Source organism: Paenibacillus sp. 2KB_20, from assembly GCF_052115765.1.
GTDB lineage: Bacteria > Bacillota > Bacilli > Paenibacillales > Paenibacillaceae > Paenibacillus_AQ.
On the sequence record NZ_JBFRHH010000001.1, the window covers coordinates 1,122,115 to 1,145,763 of the forward strand.

A 23,649-nucleotide genomic window follows, 5' to 3' on the forward strand; every position below is an offset into this window, starting at 1 on the left:
ATTTCATGAATCGTGCAAGAGAGCCCTTGAAGCTGAAGCCCAATCTCAAACAGCTCATCGCGCCTGCCGCAGTCGGCCTGATTCTGTTCCTATTATTTCAGGTGTTTCCGTCGACGAATCCGGATTCTACCGAGATGGCATCTCCGAATATCATATCCAAGGAGCAGGCTCGGCAAGCGGCTTCAAGCTTTGCTCAGGAGCATTTGCAGTTTACGGCTGCAAAAACGGATGACACATTGGTTACATATCAATCCAAATCGGAACTTTACGGATATCTGGCGAAGGAAAAGAAACTTTCGGAATACAACAAAACCTATGAAGCCAAATATCCCTATGACGTATACCGCGTTCGCTTCAGCGAGCCGGGAGGCAATGCCCTCAATGTGGACGTGCACATGCAAAATTCAGGCATCGTCGGCTTCTCGTACGATTACGCCCGCTCCAGCTATGACCGGATTGAGCTGAACAAGGGCGATGTACAAAGGCAGATGCTGCTTGTCGTCGAGGACGGCATGTCATTAGCCGAGAAGCAAGCGCTCGCGGAGCCTTGGCTCCAGCGAGCGGGCTATGACCTGTCGCGCCTTGAGCTGGTTACACGGGAAGGGGAACCCCGGCTCCGATATGTGGACCCGGAATCCAAGATTGGCGATTCCCGATTGGAGCACCGTTTCACCTTCGAACATGGGAAATTACGCTCCTATGAGCCATCCTTCTCAGTCCCGTTCGCCCATTCCGCCTATGTCAACAAGCAGACTCAGGATGCAACGCTGCTGACACTCGCAGGGTATGGCCTGTTCACCCTCATCCTTGGCATTCTTGCCATTGTGTACAGCGTAAAGACCAGAGCCTATACGTCGTTTAAGCGCGGCCTGTTCCTAGCGGTGCTGCTGTTTATCATTCAGATGCTAAATACGTATAATCTGATTCCCGTTTTCAAATCCGAGGGGATGTCGCAAACCGGTATATTCGGGATGATGATTTTCTATGCGGTCTATTCGCTCATATTCTCCGCCCTGCTCTATTTCTCCCTTGTCGGGGGCAACGGACTATGGCAAAAAGAAGACGGGCTCAATCCATGGCCGCGCGCCAAAGAACCCGGATACGGTCATTATGTACTGGACAGCATGAAGCTGGGATATATGTGGGCTTTCATCCTGCTTGGGGTCCAATCCATTATCTTTATCGTTCTGGGCCTAACCTTAAATACATGGTCCACCACGGATGCCACACAGTCGCCTTACAACATGCTCTATCCTTGGCTGTTTCCGCTGATGGCCTGGCTGGCCGGCATATCCGAAGAGGCCGTCTATCGACTGTTCGGAATCAAAATGGTGAAAAAGATCGTCCGCAATACTTTCGTTGCCAGTTTGATTACCTCGCTCATCTGGGCGCTCGGGCATACGCTTTATCCGATATACCCTGTAATTTCCCGGCCCATTGAACTGGTTATCATCGGCTTGCTGTTCAGCTACATCTTTTTGAAATATGGGTATTTGGCGGCCATGTTCTCCCATGTCATCTTTAATAGCATCTTGATGGGTATTAGCCTGATCTTGCTCAAGGACACCACCAACTTGCTGATTGGTGCTTTCTACATGGTGCTTCCTGCGCTTGTTGCGTATGCGATTTACCGTTTCAATCCAACAAAAAAAGAGAAGCCGTATGTCACGACTCCTCCTCACGAAGTGCCTTAAGAATTTCCGTTGCTAATTTCTCACCGATTGAAAGGGGCTTGAAGTCTTCGACTGAAGCCTCTTTTATTTTTTTGACCGAGCCAAAATGCTTCAACAGCAGCTTCCGGCGCTTCTCTCCAATGCCCGGGATGGAATCCAGCTTGGAGGATACCATCGATTTGCCGCGCTGTTCGCGGTGGAAGGAAATCGCAAACCGGTGAACCTCATCTTGAATACGCTGCAGCAAATAGAACTCCTGGCTGTCCCGGGGCAGCGTAACCGGCTCCGGCGGGTCTCCGACCATGAGCTGAGCTGTTTTATGCTTGGCATCCTTCACAAGCCCGCAGACCGGGATAAACAACCCCAACTCATTCTCCAACACATCGCTGGCGGCGGAAATCTGTCCCTTCCCTCCATCGACCACAATCAGATCGGGAAGCGGCAAGTTCTCCTTCAAGACGCGCTCGTACCGCCGCCGGATCACTTCACGCATCGTATCATAATCGTCCGGTCCCAGCACGGTACGGATCTTGTACTTCCGGTATTCCTTCTTGTCCGGTTTCCCATTGGTGAATACAACCATGGCCGATACCGGGTTGGTCCCCTGGATGTTCGAGTTATCAAATGCTTCGATCCGGTTCAGCGACTGGAGGCCGATCACTTCGCCCAGATTCGCTGCTGCGACCGAGGTGCGTTCTTCATCGCGCTCAATCAAGCGGAATTTCTCGTCTAAGGACACCTTTGCATTATCCGACGCCATGCCCACCATCTGTTTCTTCAAACCACGCTGCGGCACATGCACCTTCACGCCGAGCCATTCCTGCAGGGCGGCAGCCCCTCCGGCTGCATCCACGATGCCAGCGGCTTCGGCCTGCTTCTCCTGTGCCTGGGCAAGGGCTGCCTGCTGCTCAACAGATGTTCCTGCGGAAAGCGTACTCGCCGAATCCACGGCTTCCTCTGGGTCTAACACACCTTCATCCACAGCCGTTCCAGCAACCGACTCTGGATCAGCCTCGCCTCCTATTAACAGAGGCTCAGGTAGCAGAATTTCTTGCGGCAATGCAGGATTATCACTGTAATACTGGGCAATAAAAGACATAAAGTCACTGTGCGCATCGCCGTAGAACGGAAAAACGGACTTGTTGCGCTGTACCATTTTCCCTTGGCGCATGTACAGAATCTGTACGCACATCCAGCCTTTATCCACAGCATAACCGAATACGTCGCGGTCCCGCGTATCCGTCGTCGTAATCTTCTGCTTCTCCATTAGCGTATCGATATGGATGATCTGATCCCGCAGTTCTTTGGCACGCTCGAAATACAAATCCTCCGCAGCCTCCTGCATCTTGCGCTGCAGTTCCTTCTTGATCTCTTCATGCCCACCGCTCAGGAATGACGTAATCTCCCCGGTAATCTGTTCATACGCAGAATTTGGAATTTCCTTTACACATGGAGCCAAGCATTGTCCCATATGATAATACAAGCACACTTCTTTCGGCATGACGCCGCATTTGCGCAAAGGATACATCCGGTCCAGCAGCTTTTTGGTCTGCTGTGCCGCATACGCATTCGGGTAGGGGCCAAAGTATTTGGCTTTATCTTTAAGCACCCTTCTGGTCACTTCCAGACGGGGATGCTCTTCATTCGTTATTTTAAGATATGGATAGGTTTTATCATCCTTCAGCAGCACGTTGAATCTCGGCTGATGGGTTTTGATCAGGTTACACTCCAGAATCAAGGCTTCCATGTTGCTGCCGGTCACAATATATTCGAAATCGCGGATTTCCGAAACAAGCATTTGGGTCTTCCCGTTATGGCTTCCGGTAAAATAAGAGCGTACCCGATTCTTCAGCACTTTCGCCTTGCCCACATAAATAATCGTGCCTTCATGATTCTTCATCAGGTAACAGCCGGGCTGGTCCGGCAGCAATGCCAGCTTGTGGCGGATATTCTCCAGCGCCCTCTCCTGCTCCTGAAACTGTTTGGCAAAATCGTCCATGCTATCCCTCCTCTCCAAGGAGATTATATAGTATTAACCATAAATATAAAACACTATGAATAACCACATAAAGCGCCTCCGGGTTTCACCGAAGGCGCTTTATGAAAGCAGATTGCAGTCTATGACCAATCCTGCTTATTGATGTTTTGCAATGATGCCCTTCAAGGCTTCTTTGGAGTTCAGACCTACCACTTTATCGACAGGCTGGCCGTCTTTAAAGAAAATCATAGTCGGAATGCTCATCACGCCGAAACGTGCTGCGGATTCCGGATTCTCATCCACGTTCACCTTAGCAATTTTCACAGCATCACCAAGATCTGTGGAGAGCTCTTCCAAAATCGGGGCAAGCATTTTACAAGGACCGCACCATGGCGCCCAGAAATCAACTACAACCGTTCCTTGACCTTCCACTTCACTTACGAAGGATTGATCGGTAACGTTTACGATAGCCATTATATTCTCCTCCTCACGGATAATTTACATATAGTACGAACATAATTGTCGAATGGGTCGACGAATTTAGTATACCACAACCAGTCAGAAAAAGTGAAATATACTCACCTAAAGAAAGAGGATTTTACGGTTTTTTTATGCAATCTTTACAACTGATTTGCGCATTGGGTATACTACTAGTAACAAGTCGGGTGACTGTCAAGTTTTTCGTGTTGGCACGGCATGTTCACCTTTTGAGGAGGCAAGCACCATGGATGTAAACGTACGCGTTAACGATCCACGGGAGCACATCAATGAAGAACCACGCAATGACTTTGGCGATTTGATGATGGGCTTCGTGGGAATGTTTGGTTTCATGACCATCATCTTTTTCGGATTCGTCATTATCAAGTTCTTGGTTGGCTAATTAGATGACTCCTTGTGCACAATAAAAAGTCTGATCCTGCCGCGTTCCACACGCTAACGGGATCAGACTTTTTACAATTAAGGGAAAAGCTTATCCATAGGAAGTTTGCTTGCAATACTAGAATTTCCCTCTCTGATTCTCACCAAATAAATGAACGACATCGACAAAAGGCGCAATTCGGTTCATCAACCGCTGTCCTTTGTGTGCCTCCTCCCCATCCTTGCTCGTGAAGCTCAGATGCTGTTCAAGCCCGTCGAGCGGGTAGTTCGACGTATAGAAGGTCGGCAGCCGGTTCATCCGGAAATTCAGAATGGAACCGAGGACATGATCCCGAACCCACGGATTCAAATTCTCCGCTCCGATATCGTCAAAGATCAGCAGATCGCAATGCTTCATCGTCTCCACCATGTCCTTCAACTTCTGTCCGTCCTGCATCATGGTCTTCAGATCTTCCACGAAATCAGGCATATACACGATAACGCCCGAATGGCCCGCTTTCGCGAGCTCATGCATCAGGTAACCCATCAGGTAGGTTTTACCCGTACCAAACGAACCGGTGAGATACAGGCCCCGCGGGGACAAGCCATTCTCCTTCGTATCCCGGATGTATTTAAAGACCTGGTGCACCGCCGGTGCCCGCAAACGGTCCTTCGCCATAATCTCCATGTTGTCATAACCTTCGTTCAAGGCATGCTCATCGACATAAAAGCTGCGAATCCGTTTTTTGATCTGATCCTCATTCGTCTTCGCAATCTGCAGGGAACACGGCGACTTACGCTCATAGATCTCCACGGTTCCGTTCATCCGCTGGATATCCAGCTTGCTGAAATGTCCCTGGAAATCATTCGGACACCGGTTCAGGCCGGGACACTCCTTGCAGTGGGCCTGATCCCCCGCATATTGATACAGTTTACTTAAATTCAATCGTATGACCCGATCATCGATCTCCGGGTATTCGCTCCGCAGAGCTTGAATCAGAGGATTCCTAAGCAAATCCTCCGTAATCTGTTCCGTTCTGCGCCGGAGCGCAGGACTTTTCATGCTTTCCAGCAGTTCACCAAGGGACTCCATCTCTTGTCCCCTCCTCTCTTCAGCAGGATTTCTTTATCCGCCCTTCTTGTTGCCAGCCTGCATTTCTGCCGCAAATCGCATCATTTCTTCGAATTCCTCATCCGATACGGCCTCCGCCTGATCGGACTCCAGAGCCACTGGAATTTCCGGCTTCACCTTTCCGCCTTTAGCGTATGTACGCGTACGTTGTGTGGTTGCCTTCTGCTTGCCTTTCATCTTGGCTTGATCACGTATATACTGAACAGCTTTCTCATAGCTGTTAATCTGCTTCAGCAGCATATTGGAAGCAATGGCCTCCACGAAATTACGGTTGATTCGCTGCTCGCCGCCTGCGGCCATGAGTGACATTAAATAATGAATGAGCACGTTGATGACTTCACCCGGCAGCTTATAGCTCAGGTCGATCTTTTCGAAGATGTCCAGGAACTGCGCTGGGACCGAGCCGGGAAAGAAAGTCTGCAGCAGCCGGGTATAAGGCTCGTTGCGGAGCATCATATTATATTGGTGAATATCGCATTTCGATTGGAACTGGGCAGGAACTTCTACATAGTATTCCATCTCTACGGCATGCTCCTGTGCAGGCTCTTCCGGATCGGCTGTCATCTCCTGATGCAAGGCAACGACCTTGCCCGCGGTAATCTGCCGCTTCTCCTGCATCTTCATTCCCTGCCTAAAATGAAGACTGGCCTTGTGCTGCAGATCATCCAGCACGACCTCACCATGCTCGGTAAATATGCCGTCCTCATCCAGCAGGCGACACAAATCCTGCGTGCTGAGATCATATTTGCGCACCACGTAATTCACAATGCCCATCTGTTCATGGTCGTAGCGAAGACGCTCCACAAAGACCCGATTGCGGGATTCACGCGGGAAACGGAGAATAATGTCCGCATAGTTCAGACCCTCTCCTTGCGGATTTGGCGGCACCACTGACTTCCGTGACACCGCGACCTCTTCCAGCGCTTGCTCCAGTTCATAATCAATGACATGCGTGTTCAGCTCAAAAATATCATAAAAGGGAACCGAAATGTTCTCCTTGTTGAAGGAAATACCAGACCATTCAAGGGGTTCCTTGCTCCAGAGCTCTTCTCTTAACGACAGAACGGCGAATTTCCCCACCTTGTCGCGAAGCAGCAGCGTCAGATGCTGGGTGTTGAAGAACTCCGCTGGACTGAGCGGTGCTTGCAGCTCATATTCATAGATATGGTCGTCCGTTTCCGGGACAAACATCCGGCTTGTCTGCAGTAAACCTACCGCTTCCAGCTTGGAGGTTTGCTCAATGAGAAAGCGGCGTCCTTTTTCACTAGGCTCAAGCCCTAATGTCAGAAATAATCTTCGCTGCTGTTCAATAGCCGAGTAACCCACCTTCTCCACCGGCACATGCGATACGAGAAGACGGTACAGACTGATCGCAAACGCGCCAACCATCGGTTGATATATCGAACCAAGCATTTTGTCATCCAGGCCGCTTAAGCAGAAGTCACGGTATACGCAGTAACGGTGGTTCTCTGTAAAATGTAAAAAATTAGTCATGCGCATCGTTTATGCTCCCCCTGTCGCCCAAAAATAGACTTCCTCTATTCTATCATAAATCCGTCGTTTCGAAGTCGGTTCTTTCGCATCAAAAATTCTGGAATTCGTGCACCCGCCATTTGCATGCTTCCATAAATAATAAATGACGGCCCCCGGGTATTGCAGAGCCGCCATCAACACTACATTCAATTTGCGCCACGCGCCTTAAAACATTCTAAAGCCTTTAATACGCAATGTCTTAATGGTCCATCCGCTCAAGTAGGCACCAATCAAACCTGCAACTCCCGTTAAGTAATCCACCAATTGGAATGATCCGACGTGAGTCCAGAACGACATTTGGCCCCGATCCCACAAGCTGTATACAACGACCGGCAAAATGACAATCACAAACAGATAGCAAGGAAACCAGGTCGTCTTCATCAACATATTCAGGATAAAACCGATACCGAACATCATAACAAAAAACAAAATCATCAGCACGAGCACAGGAATAAATTGAAGCATGATCGCTGTTTTCACCTCTTCTTTATCACCTACGCGTAGCAGCTATTCTACTTTATTGCAGCAAGAAACAGCACACCAAGCTTTAGCTAATAGCTAGTTTACTAAAAATAATGTCACAGATCAACGAACAATCGTGAAATCATTGTGTCGGCGTTTGCCCTTCCGACTGCGCTTACAGTACAATATAGGAAGTTAATGCAAGCGGCCATCCGCTTCTATAATAACGAACATAACGTTTAGGAGTGATCACATGAACGAAGCTGCAATGACGCTTGAGGGCTGGTATGCGCTGCATGATTTCCGCACCATCAATTGGCCGGCCTGGAAAGCTGCAGATGAAGAAGTACGTGCTTTTGCGCTGGACGAGCTGAATGCGTTCCTCGAGGAATGGGATGCCGTCGAAGCTGCCCAGAAAGGCAGTACCGCTGTATATACCATCGTCGGTCAGAAAGCCGATTTCGTATTCATGCTTTTGCGCGAGACGCTCGAAGAGCTGAACGCGATCGAGAACGCCTTTAACAAAACAACGTTCGCCCAGTTCACCATAAAGTCATATTCGTATGTAAGCATTGTCGAGCTGAGCAACTACCTGGCTGGCTCCTCCGATGAGGATCCGATGCAGAATCCGCATGTCATTGCCCGTCTGAAGCCGGCTCTGCCTAAATCGAAGCATATTTGCTTCTATCCGATGAACAAAAAGCGGGATTTGTCGGACAACTGGTATATGCTGAGCATGGATGAACGCAAATCGATGATGAAGAGCCATGGGATGATTGGCCGCGGATATGCCGGCAAGGTCAAACAGATCATCACCGGTTCCGTTGGATTCGACGATTGGGAATGGGGCGTAACCCTGTTCAGTGACGACGCGCTTCAGTTCAAGAAGCTCGTATACGAAATGAGATTTGACGAGGTAAGTGCGCGTTTCGGCGAGTTTGGTCCGTTCTATGTCGGCAACCTGCTCGATCAGGCTTCGTTTACAGATTTAATGAAGGTATAATTCCTTCTGCACATAAAAAGGATGTACAAAACCCCACAAAGTGGAGCCTATGCTACGATGTTTATTCCAAATACTTTGCGGGGACCCCAAAAAACTTATAAATTCTAATATGTCAAAAAAGGGATGCTCTCAACACTGAGAGCATCCCTTCTTCTATTACTCACTGTCGTCCTCATCTTGCTCTTGCTTGCGCAAGGTTTCAAGATATTCAGCCGTTGCCCGGTCCCGGGCACGTCCCTTATCCTTGAGCCGCTCAATTGCAGGAAGTATGAGAATATCGACCTCCTGCTGAATGGTGTAAGCCAGATCGTACCGCTCTTGCGACTCCAAATAGGAGCCGACCTCCATCATCGCGTTATATCGATCCAGCTCATCTCTTGTGAGCAGCCCCCGTACTTGAACGCTGCAGTGTCTCATTTATAGAAACCTACCTTTTTTCAGGACGAGCGGAATCCCTCCAATAATGAAGAGGTAGCGCAGATCAACCAATTTTTTCAGCTGAGCCGCTTTCCATCCCTGATATTTCTTATCGCCGACTACCGCAATGCCTTCGCCCCGGCCGAGGGAAGCAACCGTGCCCTTATTGTGGAACTCGAATTTGCGCATGGACTTGTCCCGAATCGCCGCAACGATATTTTGGGCACAACACACGCCCTGCTGCATCGCCATTTGAGCGGTCGGCGGATAAGGTCTGCCTTCCTCATTAAAAATCAGGGAGTTATCGCCGATAATATAAATGTTCTCATATCCGGGAGCTCGCAAGTATTCATCCACCTTAACGCGGCCTCTCATCGTTTCGAAACCAGCTGCTTCCACCAGACGGTTCCCACGGATGCCGCCGGTCCATACCACCGTTGCCGCCCGGATCTCTTCACCATTGTTCAGAACGACTCCGCCTGGGAGGCATTCCTTGATCGCAATGCCCATCTTGAAGGTAACGCCTTTCTTCTCAAGAACGTTCATGGCGTACTCCACCAACTCCGGTGCAAACCCAGGTAACGCGGCAGGCGCGGCTTCAACATTATAGATATTCACCAGCGTCGGATCCACGTCATATTCCTTGCACAGTCTCGGAATGCGGTCCGCCAGCTCGGCTACAAACTCGATGCCGCTGAATCCGGCCCCGCCAACCACAAAGTTAATGCGCTCTTGCGGTCTGCGCTCATTTTTATATAAAGCAAATTGATACTCAATATGCTCACGAATCAATCGTACCGAGTTGATGCTTCGGATCGTCATCGCATGCTCAGCGAGTCCTGGAATGCCAAAGGTTTCCGGCTCTCCGCCGAGTCCAATGACAAGATAGTCATAGGATAACGTTCCATCTTCAAGAATAACCTTCTTATCGTGAAGGCGGATTTCCTGAACCGAGGATTTGACCAGGTCGATTTTGAATTCGTCTATCAACTTGGAAATGGATACCCGGGTGTTCTCAATGCTGTCTGTTCCTGCTGCCGGCATATGCAAATGCGTTGTAATATAATGATAATCATGGCGATTCACCAATGTAACATCGGCCTCATTATAATTCAGCTCTTTTTGCAGCCGCTGCGCTGTCAATATGCCCCCGTAACCCGCGCCAAGGATTACGATCTTCGGTATGCTGCTCATTCTATTGCTCCTTCCAGCTTACTCTTTATATATACAGTATGGTACACATGTTAACATTCTGTGAAAATGCATCCAAAAAAAGAGAAGAGCCCTTATCAGAGCCCGTTTCATCATTTGACCTGAAGGTTCATTAAGGTTCAAAAACAGCTGAAACACTAAGTTTCCTTAATGCTGCTGCAGTTGATAATATATGGGACTACCCTGTAATGAACGCAAGTTATCACGTTAATCATATGCATAAACCATGCAAATATCAAGAAATTTTTTGCCATATAATGTGCAAATAATTCCGCCATTTATCCCCTTACTTACTAAGTAAGCGCATCCATTCCAATGTTAGGTATTTTAACTCAATTCTCGTCTTTTCATGCCGGTTCGGGACGATTATAATAGGTAAGGAATTCATGAATCAGCTTTATCCGGACAAGAACGTCTGTCTGATTCGAATATAAACTCATTTTATGGAGGTGCTGACCGCATGACAACGATGCCACAAGACAGCAATATGACGGATCTTTTGATTATCGGTGGCGGACCTGCAGGTATGTTTGCTGCTTTTTACGGCGGAATGCGCCAAGCTTCGGTAAAACTTATCGAGAGCATGCCTCAGCTTGGAGGCCAATTAGCTGCGCTGTATCCTGAGAAATATATTTATGACGTAGCAGGCTTTCCAAAAGTAACCGCTCAAGAGCTTGTGAACAATCTGTCTACCCAAATGGAGCTCTTTAAAACGGACATTCGTCTTGAAGAGAAAGTACAGGCTGTGGAAAAACTCGAAGAACGTCATTTTGTCGTAAAAACGAATCTGGGTGAACACCACGCCAAAGCTGTCATCATTACAGCCGGTGTAGGAGCGTTCCAACCCCGTCGACTGGAGATTGAAGGGGCAGAAGCATACGAAAAGTCCAACCTTCATTATTTTGTCAACGATCTCAGCCGCTTTAAAGGCAAGAAGGTTCTCATCAGCGGCGGCGGCGACTCTGCCGTAGACTGGGCGCTCATGATCGAGCCGATCGCCGAGCAGGTTACACTGGTTCATCGCCGTGACAAATTCCGTGCCCATGAGCATAGTGTTGAACAGCTGATGGCATCGAAGGTGAACATCATTACGCCAACCGAGATCACCGAATTGCATGGTGATGATACCATTACGAAGGTTACGCTTTCGCATATTAAGACCAAAGAGACGCAAGAGATTGAAGTGGACGATGTCATTGTCAATTTCGGGTTTGTGTCCTCCCTCGGTCCGATCTCCGAATGGGGCATCGCCATCGAAAGCAACTCCATTGTGGTGGATTCCCGTATGGAAACAAGTATCCCCGGTATTTTTGCAGCCGGCGACATCACCACCTATCCGGGCAAGGTCAAACTGATCGCTGTTGGATTTGGCGAAGCACCTACCGCCGTAAACAATGCCAAGGTTTACTTCGATCCTGAGGCCAGATTGGCTCCGGGCCACAGCAGTAACATGAAACTGTAAGGACAGCTCGGATTCTAACTTCATATACATCTATATTCATAGAAAAAAAGGTATCTTCATTCCGAGGGGGTATGCACCGCCCCGGAATCGAAGATACCTTTTCTATTCTTCAAACCATATGTAGAACTTGGTTGAAAGCTCCCACATTATATACGTATCATGTCGTAAGTTATCTATTCTATATACGAAAAATCTGATTAATGCAGGATGCTGCCGGAATCGGTGTCCAAGTTCCGTTTATGAATCTCGGCTAGCAGTAGAGTGATGAACTCTCGCTCCAACTTCAACTCAATAGCCATATGATAGGAATCGAGAAGCATCTCATCTGTCAACATAGCCATCCCTCTCACACCCCTTCCTCAAATTTCCTGAATCTATCATATCAGACATACCAAAACGGAACAACTGTTCGCTTATCCACAACCTCTTGTGGAAATCCTGTGTATAATTTGTTGGTAAGTGTAAAAAACAGGGTCATATCAAAGTGGATTATGGGGATAAATGTTATACACAGGATATTGGGGAAATCTACTATAAAAAAAATTAATCAATTATAATATCGGTAGATTATCGTTATTTTTTTATTACCCTATTAAAAAATCATTAAACGGCTGCATTTGGGAATATTAAACAAAAATTCAGCTTGGTCTTGTATTAACCTCCAAAATCCAAATCTTGCCCTCATTGTCTAATCCATAATCAAATCCCAGTTCGCCGATCCCTGGAAAATGGGCTTCCAATATTCCTATGCACTGTCTGGTTACGTGGCGCATTTCATTGCGCTTTTCCATCGCATTAATATGGGGCAGTGACAGCCGGAGTGCATGACCACAACGAAGCAGCGTCCCCCCTTTACAAATATTCGTCACAAAAAGCCCTGGGTTCGCAAGCCGCCCAAGCATGGCCCGAATTTTCCATCTTCCTCGATCCTTGACTACCTTTACACGGTAATCCAGCGGACGTCCCTGAATATTAGCCAAATGAATACCCTGCTGTATCAAGTAGCGCCGTCTCAGTCTTATTCTGCTCAGTACGTATAACAGGGAATTCAATGTATCTACATGAACAGTACGCCTCTTATGGGTTACCAAGTATCCCGTTCCGTCTTTCTGTATTCGGATGACTCCGTTACCACCGGTTCCTACAATCGGCTTGATCACGACCATTTCGTGTTCGGCCAGCATTGAGACCAGGGTATCCCCTCCATACGACTGAGTAGCCGGAATGTAGGGAGCAACCTGCGGATCGGTCAGCAGCGCTTCCGTTTTCAACCACTTGCTGGCCAGTTGTCTTCCCGCCATGCTGCTTTCGCCTCCTTTTATTCATGACATACGTTATCCTATTCCCCTATCCGCACTTTGTCTTGGATGATTGTCCGTGATGGTATGCCTAATAATTGGGGTTCTTGTGGCCTCATGACAGCCTCCCTTTGCAAATGATGTGATCTGTCGTATAGTAAGAACAGAGCTTTGTCCGTAATAAATCCATCACCTTGGATAACGATAAAGGAGGCTTTGTCACCTTGGCAGCATTGTTTGAAGTTTTATACTGGATCGCCATTGTCGGCATGTCGATTGCACTTGCAGCCGTAACCGTTCTTATCTTTGCCATGGGCTTCAAGTTCATCAAGGATAAGCGCAGAGGACTCGGAGCGGGCTGCATCATATTTTCGCTTGTGGCCGCCGGCATGATCGTGCTGATGCTGAACGATACCTTCTTCTTCCCGGTCTGAACTATGAAGAACCCGAAAAAGCAGCCTCTTCTTATCGCGGAGTTGGCTGCTTTTTCGGGTTCTTATGTCTATAGCGGATTTTCCCGATAACGCAAAAAAGACCTCCCCGACAAGATTGTCTGGAGAGGTCTTTCACTGTTGGACTCAGGCTTAACCCTCTAGAGAGTCCTTATTAGCAAGGCTCTTCGTTCGGTTTGCCCGCATCCGTTGCCGTACGGAATGACGAACCGCAGCCGCACGTTACGGTCGCGTTCGGATTGTGGATGGTGAAGCCCCCGGTCATGCCGGATTCCTCAAAATCGATTTCCAGACCATTCAGGTATTTCAGATCGTCCTTCTCGACAACGACCTTCATATCCTGCAGATCCATATATACGTCAGCTTCCGTTTCATTATCGTCAAAGCCCATTGCATATGAAAAACCACTGCAACCGCCGGCAGTGACACCCAGTCGAAGGAACATATTGGGCGTTTCCTGTTCAGCAAGCATTTCTTTTAAACGTTCTGCAGCTGAGTCGCTGATTGTAATCATAGGTCACCCTCCTTTTCGTTCACTCCTTAAGTATACTCCTCTTCGCGAATTCGCTCAAGGTTGTTATGATGGCTTTTGATATGTAATGACAAACCTATTTTCAATTCCTCTATTTGTGTTGCTACCCCGAGGGGTCAGGTTTATAATAGGGAAGGAACATGGGCGGCAACTGTTGGATAATTGTCACATACCCCGGTTAAAAAGCGGCAAAGGTTATGGCTGGTCCACAGTTGTATATTTTTTCACAAACTTATTTATTTATTCAGCCCATTATTGATGTTGTTGTTATACCACTATAAACGGACCGTTCCCTTAGGGGAGTGATTCACTTTATGATCGCTTTTCTGCAGAATCTTCTAAGCAGATCAAGTGTGAACAGGAGGATTGAACATGTCCACAATTGTGACACCATTTACCGATCAGAGAATGGCCGAGATCGTTGCGAAAGTCCAAAGCGGCGAACGCCTGAATCTTGAAGACGGTGTGTATTTGTACCAAACTGATGACCTGCTGACCCTCGGGCAGCTGGCTAATGAAGCAAATTTGCGCAAGAACGGGAAGAAAGTTTACTTCATAGAGAACATGAGTCTCTATTTCACGAATGTATGCGAATCCTACTGCGCTTTTTGCAATTTCCGGAAAGATCAAGGCGAGGAAGGCTCCTATACCCTCTCCGGCGCTGAGATGATTGAATATGTCGAGCAGCATATTCATCCCGGCATTCGTGAATTTCACATCGTTGGCGGACATAATAACCATGTGCCGTTCCAGTACTATGTAGATTCCCTGAAGGCATTGAACGAGCGTTTCCCGGAAGTAACGCTAAAAGCCTATACGGCGGCGGAGATTGAATTCTTCACTCGCATTAGCGGGCTTAGCACAAAGGAAGTACTCCAGGAACTGCAGAAAGCAGGTCTTCAATCCTTAACAGGCGGCGGCGCCGAGATTCTGTCCGACCAATATCGTCAGAAGATGAAAGTGGACAAAGCCAACGTGGATCAATACCTCGACGTTCACCGTACCGCGCATAAGCTTGGCATGAAGACACACACCACCATGCTGTATGGATCGATCGAGAGCCATGAGGACCGGATCCGCCATATGCTGCAAATTCGGGATCTTCAAGATGAAACGAACGGATTCATGGTATTCATTCCCCTATCCATGCAGCCGAAGAATAAGAATGCAGGCATCATGCGCCGCAATTCGGCCTACGAAGATTTGAAAACCATTGCCATCAGCCGTTTGATGCTCGATAATATCGATCACATCAAAGCGTACTTCATTAATATCGGGGCGCAATTAACTCAAGTTGCTCTCAGCTTCGGGGCTTCCGACGTCCATGGTACGATCCTCAAGGAACGTATTAGCCATGCTGCAGGAGCCTTAACACCGGAAGGGCTGACACGCAAAGAGCTCGTCTGGCTCATCCAAGGCGCAGGCCGGATTCCGGTTGAACGCGATACCTTCTACAACGAGATCAAGGTTTACGAATAAATCTTACCAGCAGGGATTTAAGCAAACGAGAGACGTTCCAAAAAACGGAAAACAGGCTAAAGAGATAATATAGCGTGGGTAACCTAAGCCGCTTCCAGCGGCGTTTTTCTTGCGAATCGGCGCTCACCTTCTTATCTCTTGAGAAAGGAAGAAATTTATGAAAAAGCTCGTCATTCTCGGCGGAGGCTATGGTGGTCTTGCCCTAATTCAAGAATTATTCAGCGGCTATCTTCCTCCGGACGTGGAGGTCGTGCTCATCGACCGCATGCCATACCAAGGACTCAAAACCGAATATTACGCGCTGGCAGCAGGCACCGTGGCCGATACCGCCGTTCGTGTTAAATTCCCGGTGTATGACCGCCTCCAAATTGTATATGGTGAAGTCACATCCATTGATCTAGAGAAGAGGCTTGTTAACCTGACGAACAACGATCCCGTGGAATACGATCAACTCGCCATTGCTCTGGGATGTACGGACCGTTATCATGGAGTACCGGGCGCTGAAGAATTCACGTTCAGCCTGCAATCATTCTCTGCATCCCGGGAAACCTATTTGCACCTGAACAACCTCAGACCTTATGGTCATGTTCATATCATTGGCGGAGGCTTAAGCGGAATCGAGCTCGCTGCCGATCTTCGTGAAAGCCGGCCTGACCTTAATATCGCCATCTTGGACCGAGGACAACGGGTACTTTCTTCTTTTCCTAACCGTTTGTCTGCTTATATTCATCGCTGGTTTGAGGAACACCATGTGGATATCCACAGCGGCGTTTCCGTATCCCGAGTTGAGAAGGACGCCGTGTACAATCTGGATGTGCCAATCGCAACCGACCTGGCTGTATGGACGGCGGGTATTCAGCCCGTAAAGGTCGTACAGGATCTGGATCTGCCAAAAGACCGCAGCGGACGCATTCTGCTGAACGAGTGGTATCAGGTTCCTTCCCATCCGGAAGTGTACGTGATCGGCGACTGCGCCAGCCTCCCGTTCGTCCCAAGCGCCCAAGCCGCTGGGGCTCAAGCCGAGCAAGTGGGACATGTCATGAAAGCTTTATGGCGGGATGATACGCCAAAGGTATCTCCGCTGAAGCTCAAGGGAACCCTCGGTTCCCTCGGCAAACATGCAGGCTTTGGACTCATGGGCAGCACCTCGGTTCTGGGCCGGGTACCAAGGATACTGAAGAGCGGCGTTCTCTGGAAATCCAAGCGTCACTACTAGCACTGAGCAGGCTGCAGGCGCTTTGTAGATCCTTATGGAAGGAATATGCCAGGAATCAGGCTCAGCTTTCCTCTTCGCTGTCCTGAAAGCTTTCCAGTTTGGCTATGACAACGTCAAGCAGTTCTTCAGCCGTGGGAGCCTCGACCCATTCGCCATCCACATAAGCGAAGGGCATCAGGTAGCACTGGCCGCAGCTGGTCAGGCAGCCGTATTCGATGACCTGACAAACATACTTGGCTTCAAGCGTCTGTAGAACTTTATCCGTGCCAAAATAGGAATTGCTTGTGCAAAACTCAATGATTATGGACATTGTGATTAGACCTGCCTTAAGATTGGCATTTTATTTTGCCGGTTTATGTACTATAATATAGGGAGGAAAGGAGTTGAACAAGATGAGTGAAAACACGCAAACCACTGTATATGATGAAGTGGCTGAAGTGCTTGATAAACTTCGTCCGTTCCTGCAGCGCGACGGCGGTGACGTGGAACTGGTTGACGTTGAAGACGGCATCGTTAAGCTGAAATTGATGGGTGCATGCGGTAGCTGCCCTAGCTCCACCATTACTCTGAAGGCAGGGATTGAACGCGCCCTGGTTGAAGAAGTAGAAGGCATTCAAGAAGTAGTTCAAGTATTCTAAATCTTCTTTAACTATAAAGAGTCTTGGTTTCCCTCGTGGAACCAAGACTCTTTTTTTGAGATAAAAGAATGAATAAGTTTTCAGCGAAGCGTAAGACATTCTTTAATCGCATTTATATGTTTGTTATTCCGGCTTAATCAACGGGCGGATCGGGTCCAGCCCACCGGATATATCCATGATATTGCCAGTAATGAAATCCGAATTATCCAGGCATAAATATTCGATCACCCGGGCGATGTCCTCCCCGCTTCCCGATCGTCCGCGCGGGGTCAGCCCATCTTGAATGCCCGAAACTTCATCGATGGTCTTCTCTTTATTGGCTCCGCGGATGTCCCCAGGACAGATCATATTCACGGTGATTCCATACGGTGCTTCTTCCACCGCAAGCGTCTTCGTAAAGGAGACCAGGCCCACTTTAGCAGCCGCGTAGGCTGAACGCTGAGGCCACGCGCGGGCTTCTCCCGCATGTCCGAATCCAAAGTGGATGATGCGTCCCCACTTCTTCTCCCGCATGGCAGGCAGAACGCGGTGGTCCAGCAGCATGACGCCGGTTAAATTGCCATTCACCATATGGACGATTTCGTCCCGGCTGTACTCTGAGAACAGACGACGCTCCCGAATGAAAGGGCCTGCGTTGTTCACCAGGATATCGACGCTTCCCAGCTGCTCCTCCGTCTGATCCACCAATGAATATAGCTCACGCTCGCTGGCGATATCGGCTTTAATCGCAATAGACTTCACGCCAAACCCCTCGATTTCACGGGAGAGCGCCTCCGCTTCATCCTTGCTGTTTACATAATTTATAGCCAAATGACATCCCTGCCGGGCTAACGACAGCGCCGTCATTTTCCCCAAACCTGTCGCACTGCCTGTTATCAGCGCCACTTTTCCCTTCAAGGCTTTCCCTCCTCAGATGGATATCCTTCCTTCAGTATAAAAGATTTGATAAAGCCTAACAACTTGCAACCCGGCATAGATGGCCGCCACACAAAAAAAAGAAAGGGCTTATCCATAAAGACCGATAGGTCTCTTTGGATAATGCCCTCTCTTCAGGGATACGATGAACTAATCTACAGCATCATCGAGCCTTTGGTGCTCGAATTAGAATGCCGGAATGACAGCACCTTTGTACTCTTCTTCGATAAAGGTCTTCACGTCCTCGGAAGTCAGCGCTTTGGCCAATTTTTGAATGGCGTCGGAGTCCTTGTTGTCCGGGCGAGCTACCAGCAGGTTGGCATAAGGGTTCTCTTTGTCTTCGATAAAGAGTGCATCCTTTGTTGGGTCCAGTCCCGCTTCAAGCGCGTAGTTCGTGTTAATGACAGCCAGATCCAGCTCATCCAGCATACGCGGCAGCATGGCGGCTTCAACTTCCTTGAACTCCAGGTTCTTCGGATTTTCCACGATATCCTTAGCGGTAGCTTCAAGCTTGGTTTCATCTTGCAGCTTAATTACGCCATTCTTGGACAGCAGAGTCAACGCACGGCCTGCATTCGAAGGATCATTCGGGATCGCCACAACCGCTCCATCCTTCAGCTCATCCGCAGATTTAATGGTTTTGGAGTAAGCACCCAACGGCTCCACATGCACCGCGATCACGGATTCAAGATTCAATTTACGCTCTTTGATTTCGTTATCCAGGTAAGGCTTGTGCTGGAAGAAATTCGCGTCGATTTCTTTGGAGTCCACTTGCGTATTTGGCAGAACATAATCCGTGAATTCCACGATTTCCAGGTTCACGCCCTCTTTTTCAAGCGCTGGTTTAACATGCTCCAAAATTTTGGCGTGAGGTGAAGGCGAAGCGCCTACTTTCAAGGTTACGGTCTCTTGAGTGCCGCCTCCTGTTGTTCCCCCTGGCTCAGCTGCTTTATCCGCAGGCTTGCTGCCGCACGCAGCCAGCACTGTAACCAATGTCAAACTGATCAATGCCAATGTCCATTTTTTCATTCTAAAAACGCTCCCTCCGAAAATATATTATTTTTTATATTGTCTTCCTTGATGCCTCATCCATCCCGTTATTTTCTTGTAAAATGTCGGACCAGACGATCTCCTGCCATTTGCAGCAGCTGTACCAGCACAATCATTAATACGACGGCCAGAATCATGATCTCGGTCTCATAACGGTAATACCCATACTTGATGGCCAAATCTCCTAAACCGCCTCCGCCGACTTGACCGGACATCGCGGTATACGATACCAGGGTTACAATCGTGATGGTCATCCCAGCCAGCAAGCCCGGACGAGCCTCCGGGAGGAGAACCCTCCATACGATTTGACTTGTCGAGGAGCCCATGGCATGAGCCGCTTCAATCACGCCTTTATCCACTTCATTCAAAGCCGTTTCTACGAGCCTAGCGAAGAATGGCGCAGCGCCGATCACGAGCGGCGGAATGGTTCCCAGCACGCCGTACGAAACACCTACGAGCGACTTCGTAATCGGGATCATCGCAACGATCAGAATAATGAACGGAACCGAACGCAGGATGTTCACAATGAACGACAGGATCGTGTAACCGAAGCGCACCAAACCGGATGTAGATCTTGCAGCCATGTAGAGCAGCACGCCAACCGGCAGTCCGATGATGAAACTGAACAATGCCGAAGCCCCCAGCATCCGAAGGGTATCCAATGTTGCCGTCCATATCTCTTTCCAGTCGATCTGGGTAAAATCAAGCCCGAACATTAATGAATCACCTCCACGTCTAATCCTTGTTCCAGCAGCTTCCGGATCGTATCTTCTATGGCACGCTCTTCCCCTTCGAAACGGACGATGAGCTGGCCATACGGCGTTTCTTTGATCGTGGAGATCGTGCCCTGCAGAATTGCAAAATTCACGCCCGTCTCATGAACGGTATGGGACAGAATCGATTCGTACGTTTTCGATCCAAGGAACGTAATCTGCACCGCCCTCGAAGGTCCGTTCGCCTGGCCCTGAATGGCCAGCCGCAGCGCTTCGCCGCTGTCCATCTCCTGGCGGATAAATTCCTGGGTCACTTCATGCTTCGGCTTCAGGAACACTTCCGTTACCGGCCCTTGCTCCACAATGCCGCCCTGATGAATGACGGCGACCCGGTCGCATATGCTCTGAATCACATGCATCTCATGGGTAATCAGCACGATCGTCAGATGAAACTTTTTATTAATGTCCAGCAGCAGGCGCAGGATCGAATCGGTCGTCTGCGGGTCAAGCGCCGAAGTGGCCTCGTCGCACAGCAGCACTTCGGGATCGCTTGCGAGCGCTCTGGCTATGCCGACCCGCTGCTTCTGCCCGCCTGATAGCTGGGACGGGTATTTATCCCGATGCGCCTCCAAGCCGACCAAAGCCAACAGTTCGGATACCTTGCGTTCCATTTCAGCCTTTGGTGTCTTGATCAGACGCAGCGGAAACGCAATGTTATCGTACACCGTCGCGGAAGATAACAAGTTAAAGTGCTGAAAAATCATGCCGATTTTGCGGCGTTCCGTCTGAAGCTGCTTCTTGCCAAGCGACGTTAAGTTCTTACCGTTCACCCACACCTCGCCCGAGGTGGGACGCTCCAACAAATTGATACAACGGATCAATGTACTTTTACCTGCACCGGAGTGTCCGATGACTCCGAAGATTTCTCCTTTTTCAATCGACAAATCCAATTCGGACAACGCAGTGGTTAAGGTTCCGGCTTTTCCGTACTGCTTCGTCAATTGCTTGAGCTCAATCAATCCGATAATCCTCCTTTTTCCGTAGCTTCATATCTATTTACCCAAAAGAAAAGAGCCTCTTTTTGTAGAATCAAAAAGGGCCCTCTTTACGTAAAAGTCAACGCCTTTTCTCATCTGTCAAAGCCAAGGGATATCCTGTAGCTTTGAAGGAATTAGCACCATGTCACTCCAAGCGTCACTGCGTTAAGCAATTACACGCTGGAGTCGGTTGCCGGGCTTCATCGGGCCTGTCCCTCCGCCTCTCTCGATAAGAAAACATCGATATGAAATTTTTCCGATTAATTTGATCTGATTTAATAACATTTAATGAATGCAATAGTTAGTATAGATTCTTTTCAGGTTTTTGTCAAAAGGAATTTCATGGCGATCTTGTGCCTAAGCCCTGACTCCATTTTTCCCCCAAAGCTCGTTCGTATATTTATAAGAGGCCGCCAGACTCCGGCATACCATATCGACACCTTGTTTGAGATCGTCCAGGTGCTGATCGATATCCTCCAGCTCGATCTTGTCCGACAGCCCTTGATGACGCTGCCATAAATCATCCTGCATCTCGGAATTCATGTAATGGATTTCGGCGTTGCGCCGTTTCCGGAGCGAGTTCAGCGGTGTTTTGTAACGCTCCTTGATCGCTTCCAGCTCTTTGGCCAGCTCTCCGTGGGCTTTCAGGAATTTAAACTGCCGCAGGACCGTAAAATAAGAGAAATGCGCCTTCACCTTGGAGGTATGAAGATCGTACAAATCGTTCAACACCGTCCCCAGCTTGTCAAGGATCGAGAATACCCGTATGAAGCCGTTTTTGTAAAAATACACATATCGTTGATATTCCCCTTGCTCCTGAATCGACATGTCATCGATGTAACCCGATTTGACCGATTGACTGAAATGCCTTGCCGCATTCCAGCTCTGTTCCAGCTCATCCAGGGAAACGATCAACCCCCGGGTCCAAATCTCAAGCTTGCGAAAGTCATGCGTCGGATCCTGATTTTTCTCCATTTCCTTCTGCAGCAGCCGGGTTGTCTTGACCATCGATTCGATGGCTTCCTCAAGCAGTCCGTTATTGTGCCGGGGCTGTTCCCCAAGTAACACACGAAGCATGGCGTTACCCCCTCGAGTCATCAAATTAATCTTCATTCTTGACCGCTATTTATCGAAATAGTGATTCCACCGCGTTTAACCGTCTTCACGATATCCTCACGCGGGAATAACTCATCCCGGGTATCCCGATTTCATTCGTGTTTCAATGACCAGAGGATTGTTCTTATAGGATGCCCCCGAAACGGCCAGACAACCCACAGAATGGGGCGACTTTCAGATATCCTCCAGGATATCGCCTTCGTCAATCTTAATAAATATAAACTAATCCGTTGCGGGATCAAACCTTTTCAATACTACTTCCAGCGTCTCCTTGATATCGGACAGGTCGAGCGGAAGGTTTGGCTATCATCCACTTCCCTCCTCACTATACAACAAAGCCCTCGAACGCTGGTTCGGGGACTTTGCATAAACGGTGTTGCCTTAAATTCGATCTTTTCGTTTAATGATTTTCGCTTCTTTTTTATACAATCTTTTCACGAGACATGCTATGATCCGGCCGCATTTCGGCTCTAACCGGCTTGCTGAGCTGCCATACCCTGACACTTAAATAACAGAGTACGCCGAATAAGGCCGAGATCAGCAGTGTATGTCCCAGCGCGGAGAATACGTAAACTTCCTCGTTATGCATCGTTGCCATAATGAGGGCGCCGCTAAACACTTGCAGCAAGCAGAGCACGGTTGCCGAGATGCCCAGCATCTGTATCTCCCGGTTGTCGCGGTTGCGCCAATATGCAAAATGCCCCATCACCGCAACCACGACCAGCAGCAGAAGCGCTGCCACCCGGTGCATAAAGGCGATGCCGACCCCACCGCCCAGCTCCGGGATCACCTCCCCGTTACACAGCGGCCAGCCCGAGCAACCTTCTCTAGAATCGGTGTGGCTGACGAATGCACCAATATAAACGACGATATAGCTATACAGGGTTGTGCCCCAGACTAAATTACGGAAACCCTTGCTTACCCGAGGCAGACGTTCCAAGTCTACGGGCCCCTTCGCCTGTTCTACCCGCCGCATACCCAGAGCCAGCATGACGGAGCTAGCAAAAGCAATCAGCGAGAAGCCAAAATGCAGCGCCATAATCGCAGCCGATTGAGGCTTAACCACCGCAAGCGCACCCATGATCGCCTGCACTACAACGAATACCGAGGTCCCGATAACATAAGCCATCAAATCCCGGCGATCCCGCTTGTACTTCCAGAACGCAATCAGCGAAGCCAGCGCGGCCAACCCCGCCATTCCGCTGACAGCCCGGTGGGAATACTCAATCATGGAGGATACCGTGTAAGCGGGAACAAATTTACCGTTGCACAGCGGCCACTCCTGGCCGCAACCGAGTCCCGAGCCCGTCTTTGTCACAACCATGCCTCCGAACGTCGCGAAGAACATAATTAAGCATGTTATGTAACTCAGCCATTTTAATTGTTTATCATTCACTTATCTCACCTGCTGCTCATAATCATTCACTATTTAAACCTTTACGGGATCGCATCGTACACAGTCCACATTTCATT

General features: G+C 48.9%; 25 protein-coding genes and 1 riboswitch. Of the genes, 8 read left to right on the plus strand and 17 right to left on the minus strand.

From position 1 onward, the window contains the following. The first annotated feature begins 5 nt into the window (after window positions 1-5). Entirely contained in the window at window positions 6-1,694 is a 1,689-nt protein-coding gene (locus tag AB4124_RS05275) for a CPBP family intramembrane glutamic endopeptidase (RefSeq protein WP_441971542.1), read from the plus strand. On the opposite strand, the gene uvrC is transcribed toward AB4124_RS05275, so the two are convergent. Together uvrC and trxA are read right to left on the minus strand one after the other, a co-directional pair. After that, window positions 1,666-3,672, minus strand: a complete 2,007-nt coding sequence (gene uvrC / locus AB4124_RS05280) for an excinuclease ABC subunit UvrC (RefSeq protein ID WP_441971544.1) — start codon at window positions 3,670-3,672, stop codon at window positions 1,666-1,668. The genes AB4124_RS05275 and uvrC overlap by 29 nt on opposite strands. 135 nt (window positions 3,673-3,807) lie before the next feature. Continuing rightward, window positions 3,808-4,125 (minus strand): thioredoxin, encoded by a 318-nt coding sequence (trxA, locus tag AB4124_RS05285; protein ID WP_076324831.1) that lies wholly within the window; start codon window positions 4,123-4,125, stop codon window positions 3,808-3,810. 250 nt (window positions 4,126-4,375) lie between these two features. Between trxA and AB4124_RS05290 the strand changes: the two genes are divergently transcribed. Beyond that, window positions 4,376-4,531: a hypothetical protein gene (locus AB4124_RS05290; protein ID WP_006212594.1), complete on the plus strand. Its 156-nt coding sequence runs from the start codon at window positions 4,376-4,378 to the stop codon at window positions 4,529-4,531. Between the two features lie 117 nt (window positions 4,532-4,648). On the opposite strand, the gene dnaI is transcribed toward AB4124_RS05290, so the two are convergent. The 3 genes from dnaI to AB4124_RS05305 form a co-directional block, all read right to left on the minus strand. Continuing rightward, window positions 4,649-5,602 carry a primosomal protein DnaI gene (gene dnaI, locus AB4124_RS05295; protein ID WP_076324832.1) on the minus strand — a complete coding sequence of 318 codons (954 nt, stop codon included), beginning with the start codon at window positions 5,600-5,602 and terminating at the stop codon, window positions 4,649-4,651. Window positions 5,603-5,635: 33 nt separating this feature from the next. Beyond that, window positions 5,636-7,141, minus strand: a complete 1,506-nt coding sequence (locus tag AB4124_RS05300; protein ID WP_076324833.1) for a DnaD domain protein — start codon at window positions 7,139-7,141, stop codon at window positions 5,636-5,638. Between the two features lie 198 nt (window positions 7,142-7,339). Continuing rightward, window positions 7,340-7,639, minus strand: coding sequence for a YuiB family protein (locus AB4124_RS05305; RefSeq protein WP_339273692.1), 300 nt, complete (start codon window positions 7,637-7,639; stop codon window positions 7,340-7,342). A gap of 250 nt (window positions 7,640-7,889) precedes the next feature. Here AB4124_RS05305 and hemQ point away from each other — a divergent pair, with 250 nt between their 5' ends. After that, the gene (gene hemQ / locus AB4124_RS05310) at window positions 7,890-8,639 is read left to right on the plus strand and encodes a hydrogen peroxide-dependent heme synthase (protein WP_076324834.1); all 750 of its coding nucleotides are present in this window, start codon (window positions 7,890-7,892) and stop codon (window positions 8,637-8,639) included. 156 nt (window positions 8,640-8,795) lie between these two features. Here hemQ and AB4124_RS05315 read toward each other — a convergent pair whose 3' ends face one another. Together AB4124_RS05315 and AB4124_RS05320 are read right to left on the minus strand one after the other, a co-directional pair. Beyond that, window positions 8,796-9,056 carry a hypothetical protein gene (locus AB4124_RS05315; RefSeq protein ID WP_441971547.1) on the minus strand — a complete coding sequence of 87 codons (261 nt, stop codon included), beginning with the start codon at window positions 9,054-9,056 and terminating at the stop codon, window positions 8,796-8,798. Continuing rightward, complete coding sequence (locus AB4124_RS05320; RefSeq protein ID WP_076324836.1) at window positions 9,057-10,250, minus strand: NAD(P)/FAD-dependent oxidoreductase; 1,194 nt, start codon at window positions 10,248-10,250, stop codon at window positions 9,057-9,059. It abuts the gene before it with no gap. Between the two features lie 478 nt (window positions 10,251-10,728). Here AB4124_RS05320 and AB4124_RS05325 point away from each other — a divergent pair, with 478 nt between their 5' ends. Next, complete coding sequence (locus AB4124_RS05325; protein ID WP_441971550.1) at window positions 10,729-11,730, plus strand: NAD(P)/FAD-dependent oxidoreductase; 1,002 nt, start codon at window positions 10,729-10,731, stop codon at window positions 11,728-11,730. 197 nt (window positions 11,731-11,927) lie between these two features. Here the strand turns inward: AB4124_RS05325 and AB4124_RS05330 are convergent, their stop codons facing one another. Together AB4124_RS05330 and AB4124_RS05335 are read right to left on the minus strand one after the other, a co-directional pair. Continuing rightward, window positions 11,928-12,071, minus strand: a complete 144-nt coding sequence (locus tag AB4124_RS05330; RefSeq protein ID WP_098748866.1) for a sporulation histidine kinase inhibitor Sda — start codon at window positions 12,069-12,071, stop codon at window positions 11,928-11,930. Between the two features lie 297 nt (window positions 12,072-12,368). Further along, window positions 12,369-13,031, minus strand: a complete 663-nt coding sequence (locus AB4124_RS05335; protein ID WP_430111990.1) for a YheC/YheD family protein — start codon at window positions 13,029-13,031, stop codon at window positions 12,369-12,371. A 221-nt stretch (window positions 13,032-13,252) separates the two neighbouring features. On the opposite strand from AB4124_RS05335, the gene AB4124_RS05340 reads away from it, so the two are divergent. Further along, window positions 13,253-13,462: a hypothetical protein gene (locus AB4124_RS05340; RefSeq protein ID WP_076324839.1), complete on the plus strand. Its 210-nt coding sequence runs from the start codon at window positions 13,253-13,255 to the stop codon at window positions 13,460-13,462. A 172-nt stretch (window positions 13,463-13,634) separates the two neighbouring features. Here AB4124_RS05340 and AB4124_RS05345 read toward each other — a convergent pair whose 3' ends face one another. Continuing rightward, entirely contained in the window at window positions 13,635-13,994 is a 360-nt protein-coding gene (locus AB4124_RS05345) for a HesB/IscA family protein (RefSeq protein WP_076324840.1), read from the minus strand. A gap of 390 nt (window positions 13,995-14,384) precedes the next feature. Between AB4124_RS05345 and mqnE the strand changes: the two genes are divergently transcribed. Then, on the plus strand, window positions 14,385-15,491 hold the full coding sequence (mqnE, locus tag AB4124_RS05350) for an aminofutalosine synthase MqnE (RefSeq protein WP_098748869.1): 1,107 nt from the start codon (window positions 14,385-14,387) through the stop codon (window positions 15,489-15,491). A gap of 157 nt (window positions 15,492-15,648) precedes the next feature. Beyond that, window positions 15,649-16,707, plus strand: coding sequence for an NAD(P)/FAD-dependent oxidoreductase (locus tag AB4124_RS05355; protein WP_098748870.1), 1,059 nt, complete (start codon window positions 15,649-15,651; stop codon window positions 16,705-16,707). A gap of 61 nt (window positions 16,708-16,768) precedes the next feature. On the opposite strand, the gene AB4124_RS05360 is transcribed toward AB4124_RS05355, so the two are convergent. Continuing rightward, the gene (locus tag AB4124_RS05360; RefSeq protein ID WP_441971553.1) at window positions 16,769-17,017 is read right to left on the minus strand and encodes a YuzB family protein; all 249 of its coding nucleotides are present in this window, start codon (window positions 17,015-17,017) and stop codon (window positions 16,769-16,771) included. An 82-nt stretch (window positions 17,018-17,099) separates the two neighbouring features. Between AB4124_RS05360 and AB4124_RS05365 the strand changes: the two genes are divergently transcribed. After that, a complete protein-coding gene (locus AB4124_RS05365) occupies window positions 17,100-17,345 on the plus strand; it encodes a NifU family protein (protein WP_006212609.1) in 246 nt (81 codons plus the stop codon). 123 nt (window positions 17,346-17,468) lie between these two features. On the opposite strand, the gene AB4124_RS05370 is transcribed toward AB4124_RS05365, so the two are convergent. From AB4124_RS05370 to AB4124_RS05395, 6 genes are all read right to left on the minus strand, one after another. Then, complete coding sequence (locus AB4124_RS05370) at window positions 17,469-18,242, minus strand: SDR family oxidoreductase (protein WP_076324844.1); 774 nt, start codon at window positions 18,240-18,242, stop codon at window positions 17,469-17,471. Window positions 18,243-18,446: 204 nt separating this feature from the next. Continuing rightward, window positions 18,447-19,289, minus strand: a complete 843-nt coding sequence (locus AB4124_RS05375; RefSeq protein ID WP_076324845.1) for a MetQ/NlpA family ABC transporter substrate-binding protein — start codon at window positions 19,287-19,289, stop codon at window positions 18,447-18,449. A gap of 68 nt (window positions 19,290-19,357) precedes the next feature. Further along, entirely contained in the window at window positions 19,358-20,026 is a 669-nt protein-coding gene (locus tag AB4124_RS05380; protein WP_076324846.1) for a methionine ABC transporter permease, read from the minus strand. Then, on the minus strand, window positions 20,026-21,042 hold the full coding sequence (locus AB4124_RS05385; RefSeq protein WP_076324847.1) for a methionine ABC transporter ATP-binding protein: 1,017 nt from the start codon (window positions 21,040-21,042) through the stop codon (window positions 20,026-20,028). The genes AB4124_RS05380 and AB4124_RS05385 overlap by 1 nt, the downstream gene beginning before the upstream one ends. Before the next feature lie 107 nt (window positions 21,043-21,149). Further along, a riboswitch (SAM riboswitch) is annotated at window positions 21,150-21,296 on the minus strand. A gap of 121 nt (window positions 21,297-21,417) precedes the next feature. Then, window positions 21,418-22,137, minus strand: coding sequence for a Cthe_2314 family HEPN domain-containing protein (locus AB4124_RS05390; RefSeq protein ID WP_441971556.1), 720 nt, complete (start codon window positions 22,135-22,137; stop codon window positions 21,418-21,420). Between the two features lie 460 nt (window positions 22,138-22,597). Beyond that, on the minus strand, window positions 22,598-23,572 hold the full coding sequence (locus AB4124_RS05395; protein WP_441971558.1) for a COX15/CtaA family protein: 975 nt from the start codon (window positions 23,570-23,572) through the stop codon (window positions 22,598-22,600). Between the last annotated feature and the right edge of the window lie 77 nt (window positions 23,573-23,649).

Coding starts and splice junctions, on each gene's coding strand:
- AB4124_RS05275 (WP_441971542.1), top strand. CDS start 6: ATGAATCGTGCAAGAGAGCCCTTGAAGCTGAAGCCCAATCTCAAACAG.
- uvrC (WP_441971544.1), bottom strand. CDS start 3,672: ATGGACGATTTTGCCAAACAGTTTCAGGAGCAGGAGAGGGCGCTGGAG.
- trxA (WP_076324831.1), bottom strand. CDS start 4,125: ATGGCTATCGTAAACGTTACCGATCAATCCTTCGTAAGTGAAGTGGAA.
- AB4124_RS05290 (WP_006212594.1), top strand. CDS start 4,376: ATGGATGTAAACGTACGCGTTAACGATCCACGGGAGCACATCAATGAA.
- dnaI (WP_076324832.1), bottom strand. CDS start 5,602: ATGGAGTCCCTTGGTGAACTGCTGGAAAGCATGAAAAGTCCTGCGCTC.
- AB4124_RS05300 (WP_076324833.1), bottom strand. CDS start 7,141: ATGCGCATGACTAATTTTTTACATTTTACAGAGAACCACCGTTACTGC.
- AB4124_RS05305 (WP_339273692.1), bottom strand. CDS start 7,639: ATGCTTCAATTTATTCCTGTGCTCGTGCTGATGATTTTGTTTTTTGTT.
- hemQ (WP_076324834.1), top strand. CDS start 7,890: ATGAACGAAGCTGCAATGACGCTTGAGGGCTGGTATGCGCTGCATGAT.
- AB4124_RS05315 (WP_441971547.1), bottom strand. CDS start 9,056: ATGAGACACTGCAGCGTTCAAGTACGGGGGCTGCTCACAAGAGATGAG.
- AB4124_RS05320 (WP_076324836.1), bottom strand. CDS start 10,250: ATGAGCAGCATACCGAAGATCGTAATCCTTGGCGCGGGTTACGGGGGC.
- AB4124_RS05325 (WP_441971550.1), top strand. CDS start 10,729: ATGACAACGATGCCACAAGACAGCAATATGACGGATCTTTTGATTATC.
- AB4124_RS05330 (WP_098748866.1), bottom strand. CDS start 12,071: ATGGCTATGTTGACAGATGAGATGCTTCTCGATTCCTATCATATGGCT.
- AB4124_RS05335 (WP_430111990.1), bottom strand. CDS start 13,031: ATGGCGGGAAGACAACTGGCCAGCAAGTGGTTGAAAACGGAAGCGCTG.
- AB4124_RS05345 (WP_076324840.1), bottom strand. CDS start 13,994: ATGATTACAATCAGCGACTCAGCTGCAGAACGTTTAAAAGAAATGCTT.
- mqnE (WP_098748869.1), top strand. CDS start 14,385: ATGTCCACAATTGTGACACCATTTACCGATCAGAGAATGGCCGAGATC.
- AB4124_RS05355 (WP_098748870.1), top strand. CDS start 15,649: ATGAAAAAGCTCGTCATTCTCGGCGGAGGCTATGGTGGTCTTGCCCTA.
- AB4124_RS05360 (WP_441971553.1), bottom strand. CDS start 17,017: ATGTCCATAATCATTGAGTTTTGCACAAGCAATTCCTATTTTGGCACG.
- AB4124_RS05365 (WP_006212609.1), top strand. CDS start 17,100: ATGAGTGAAAACACGCAAACCACTGTATATGATGAAGTGGCTGAAGTG.
- AB4124_RS05375 (WP_076324845.1), bottom strand. CDS start 19,289: ATGAAAAAATGGACATTGGCATTGATCAGTTTGACATTGGTTACAGTG.
- AB4124_RS05380 (WP_076324846.1), bottom strand. CDS start 20,026: ATGTTCGGGCTTGATTTTACCCAGATCGACTGGAAAGAGATATGGACG.
- AB4124_RS05390 (WP_441971556.1), bottom strand. CDS start 22,137: ATGCTTCGTGTGTTACTTGGGGAACAGCCCCGGCACAATAACGGACTG.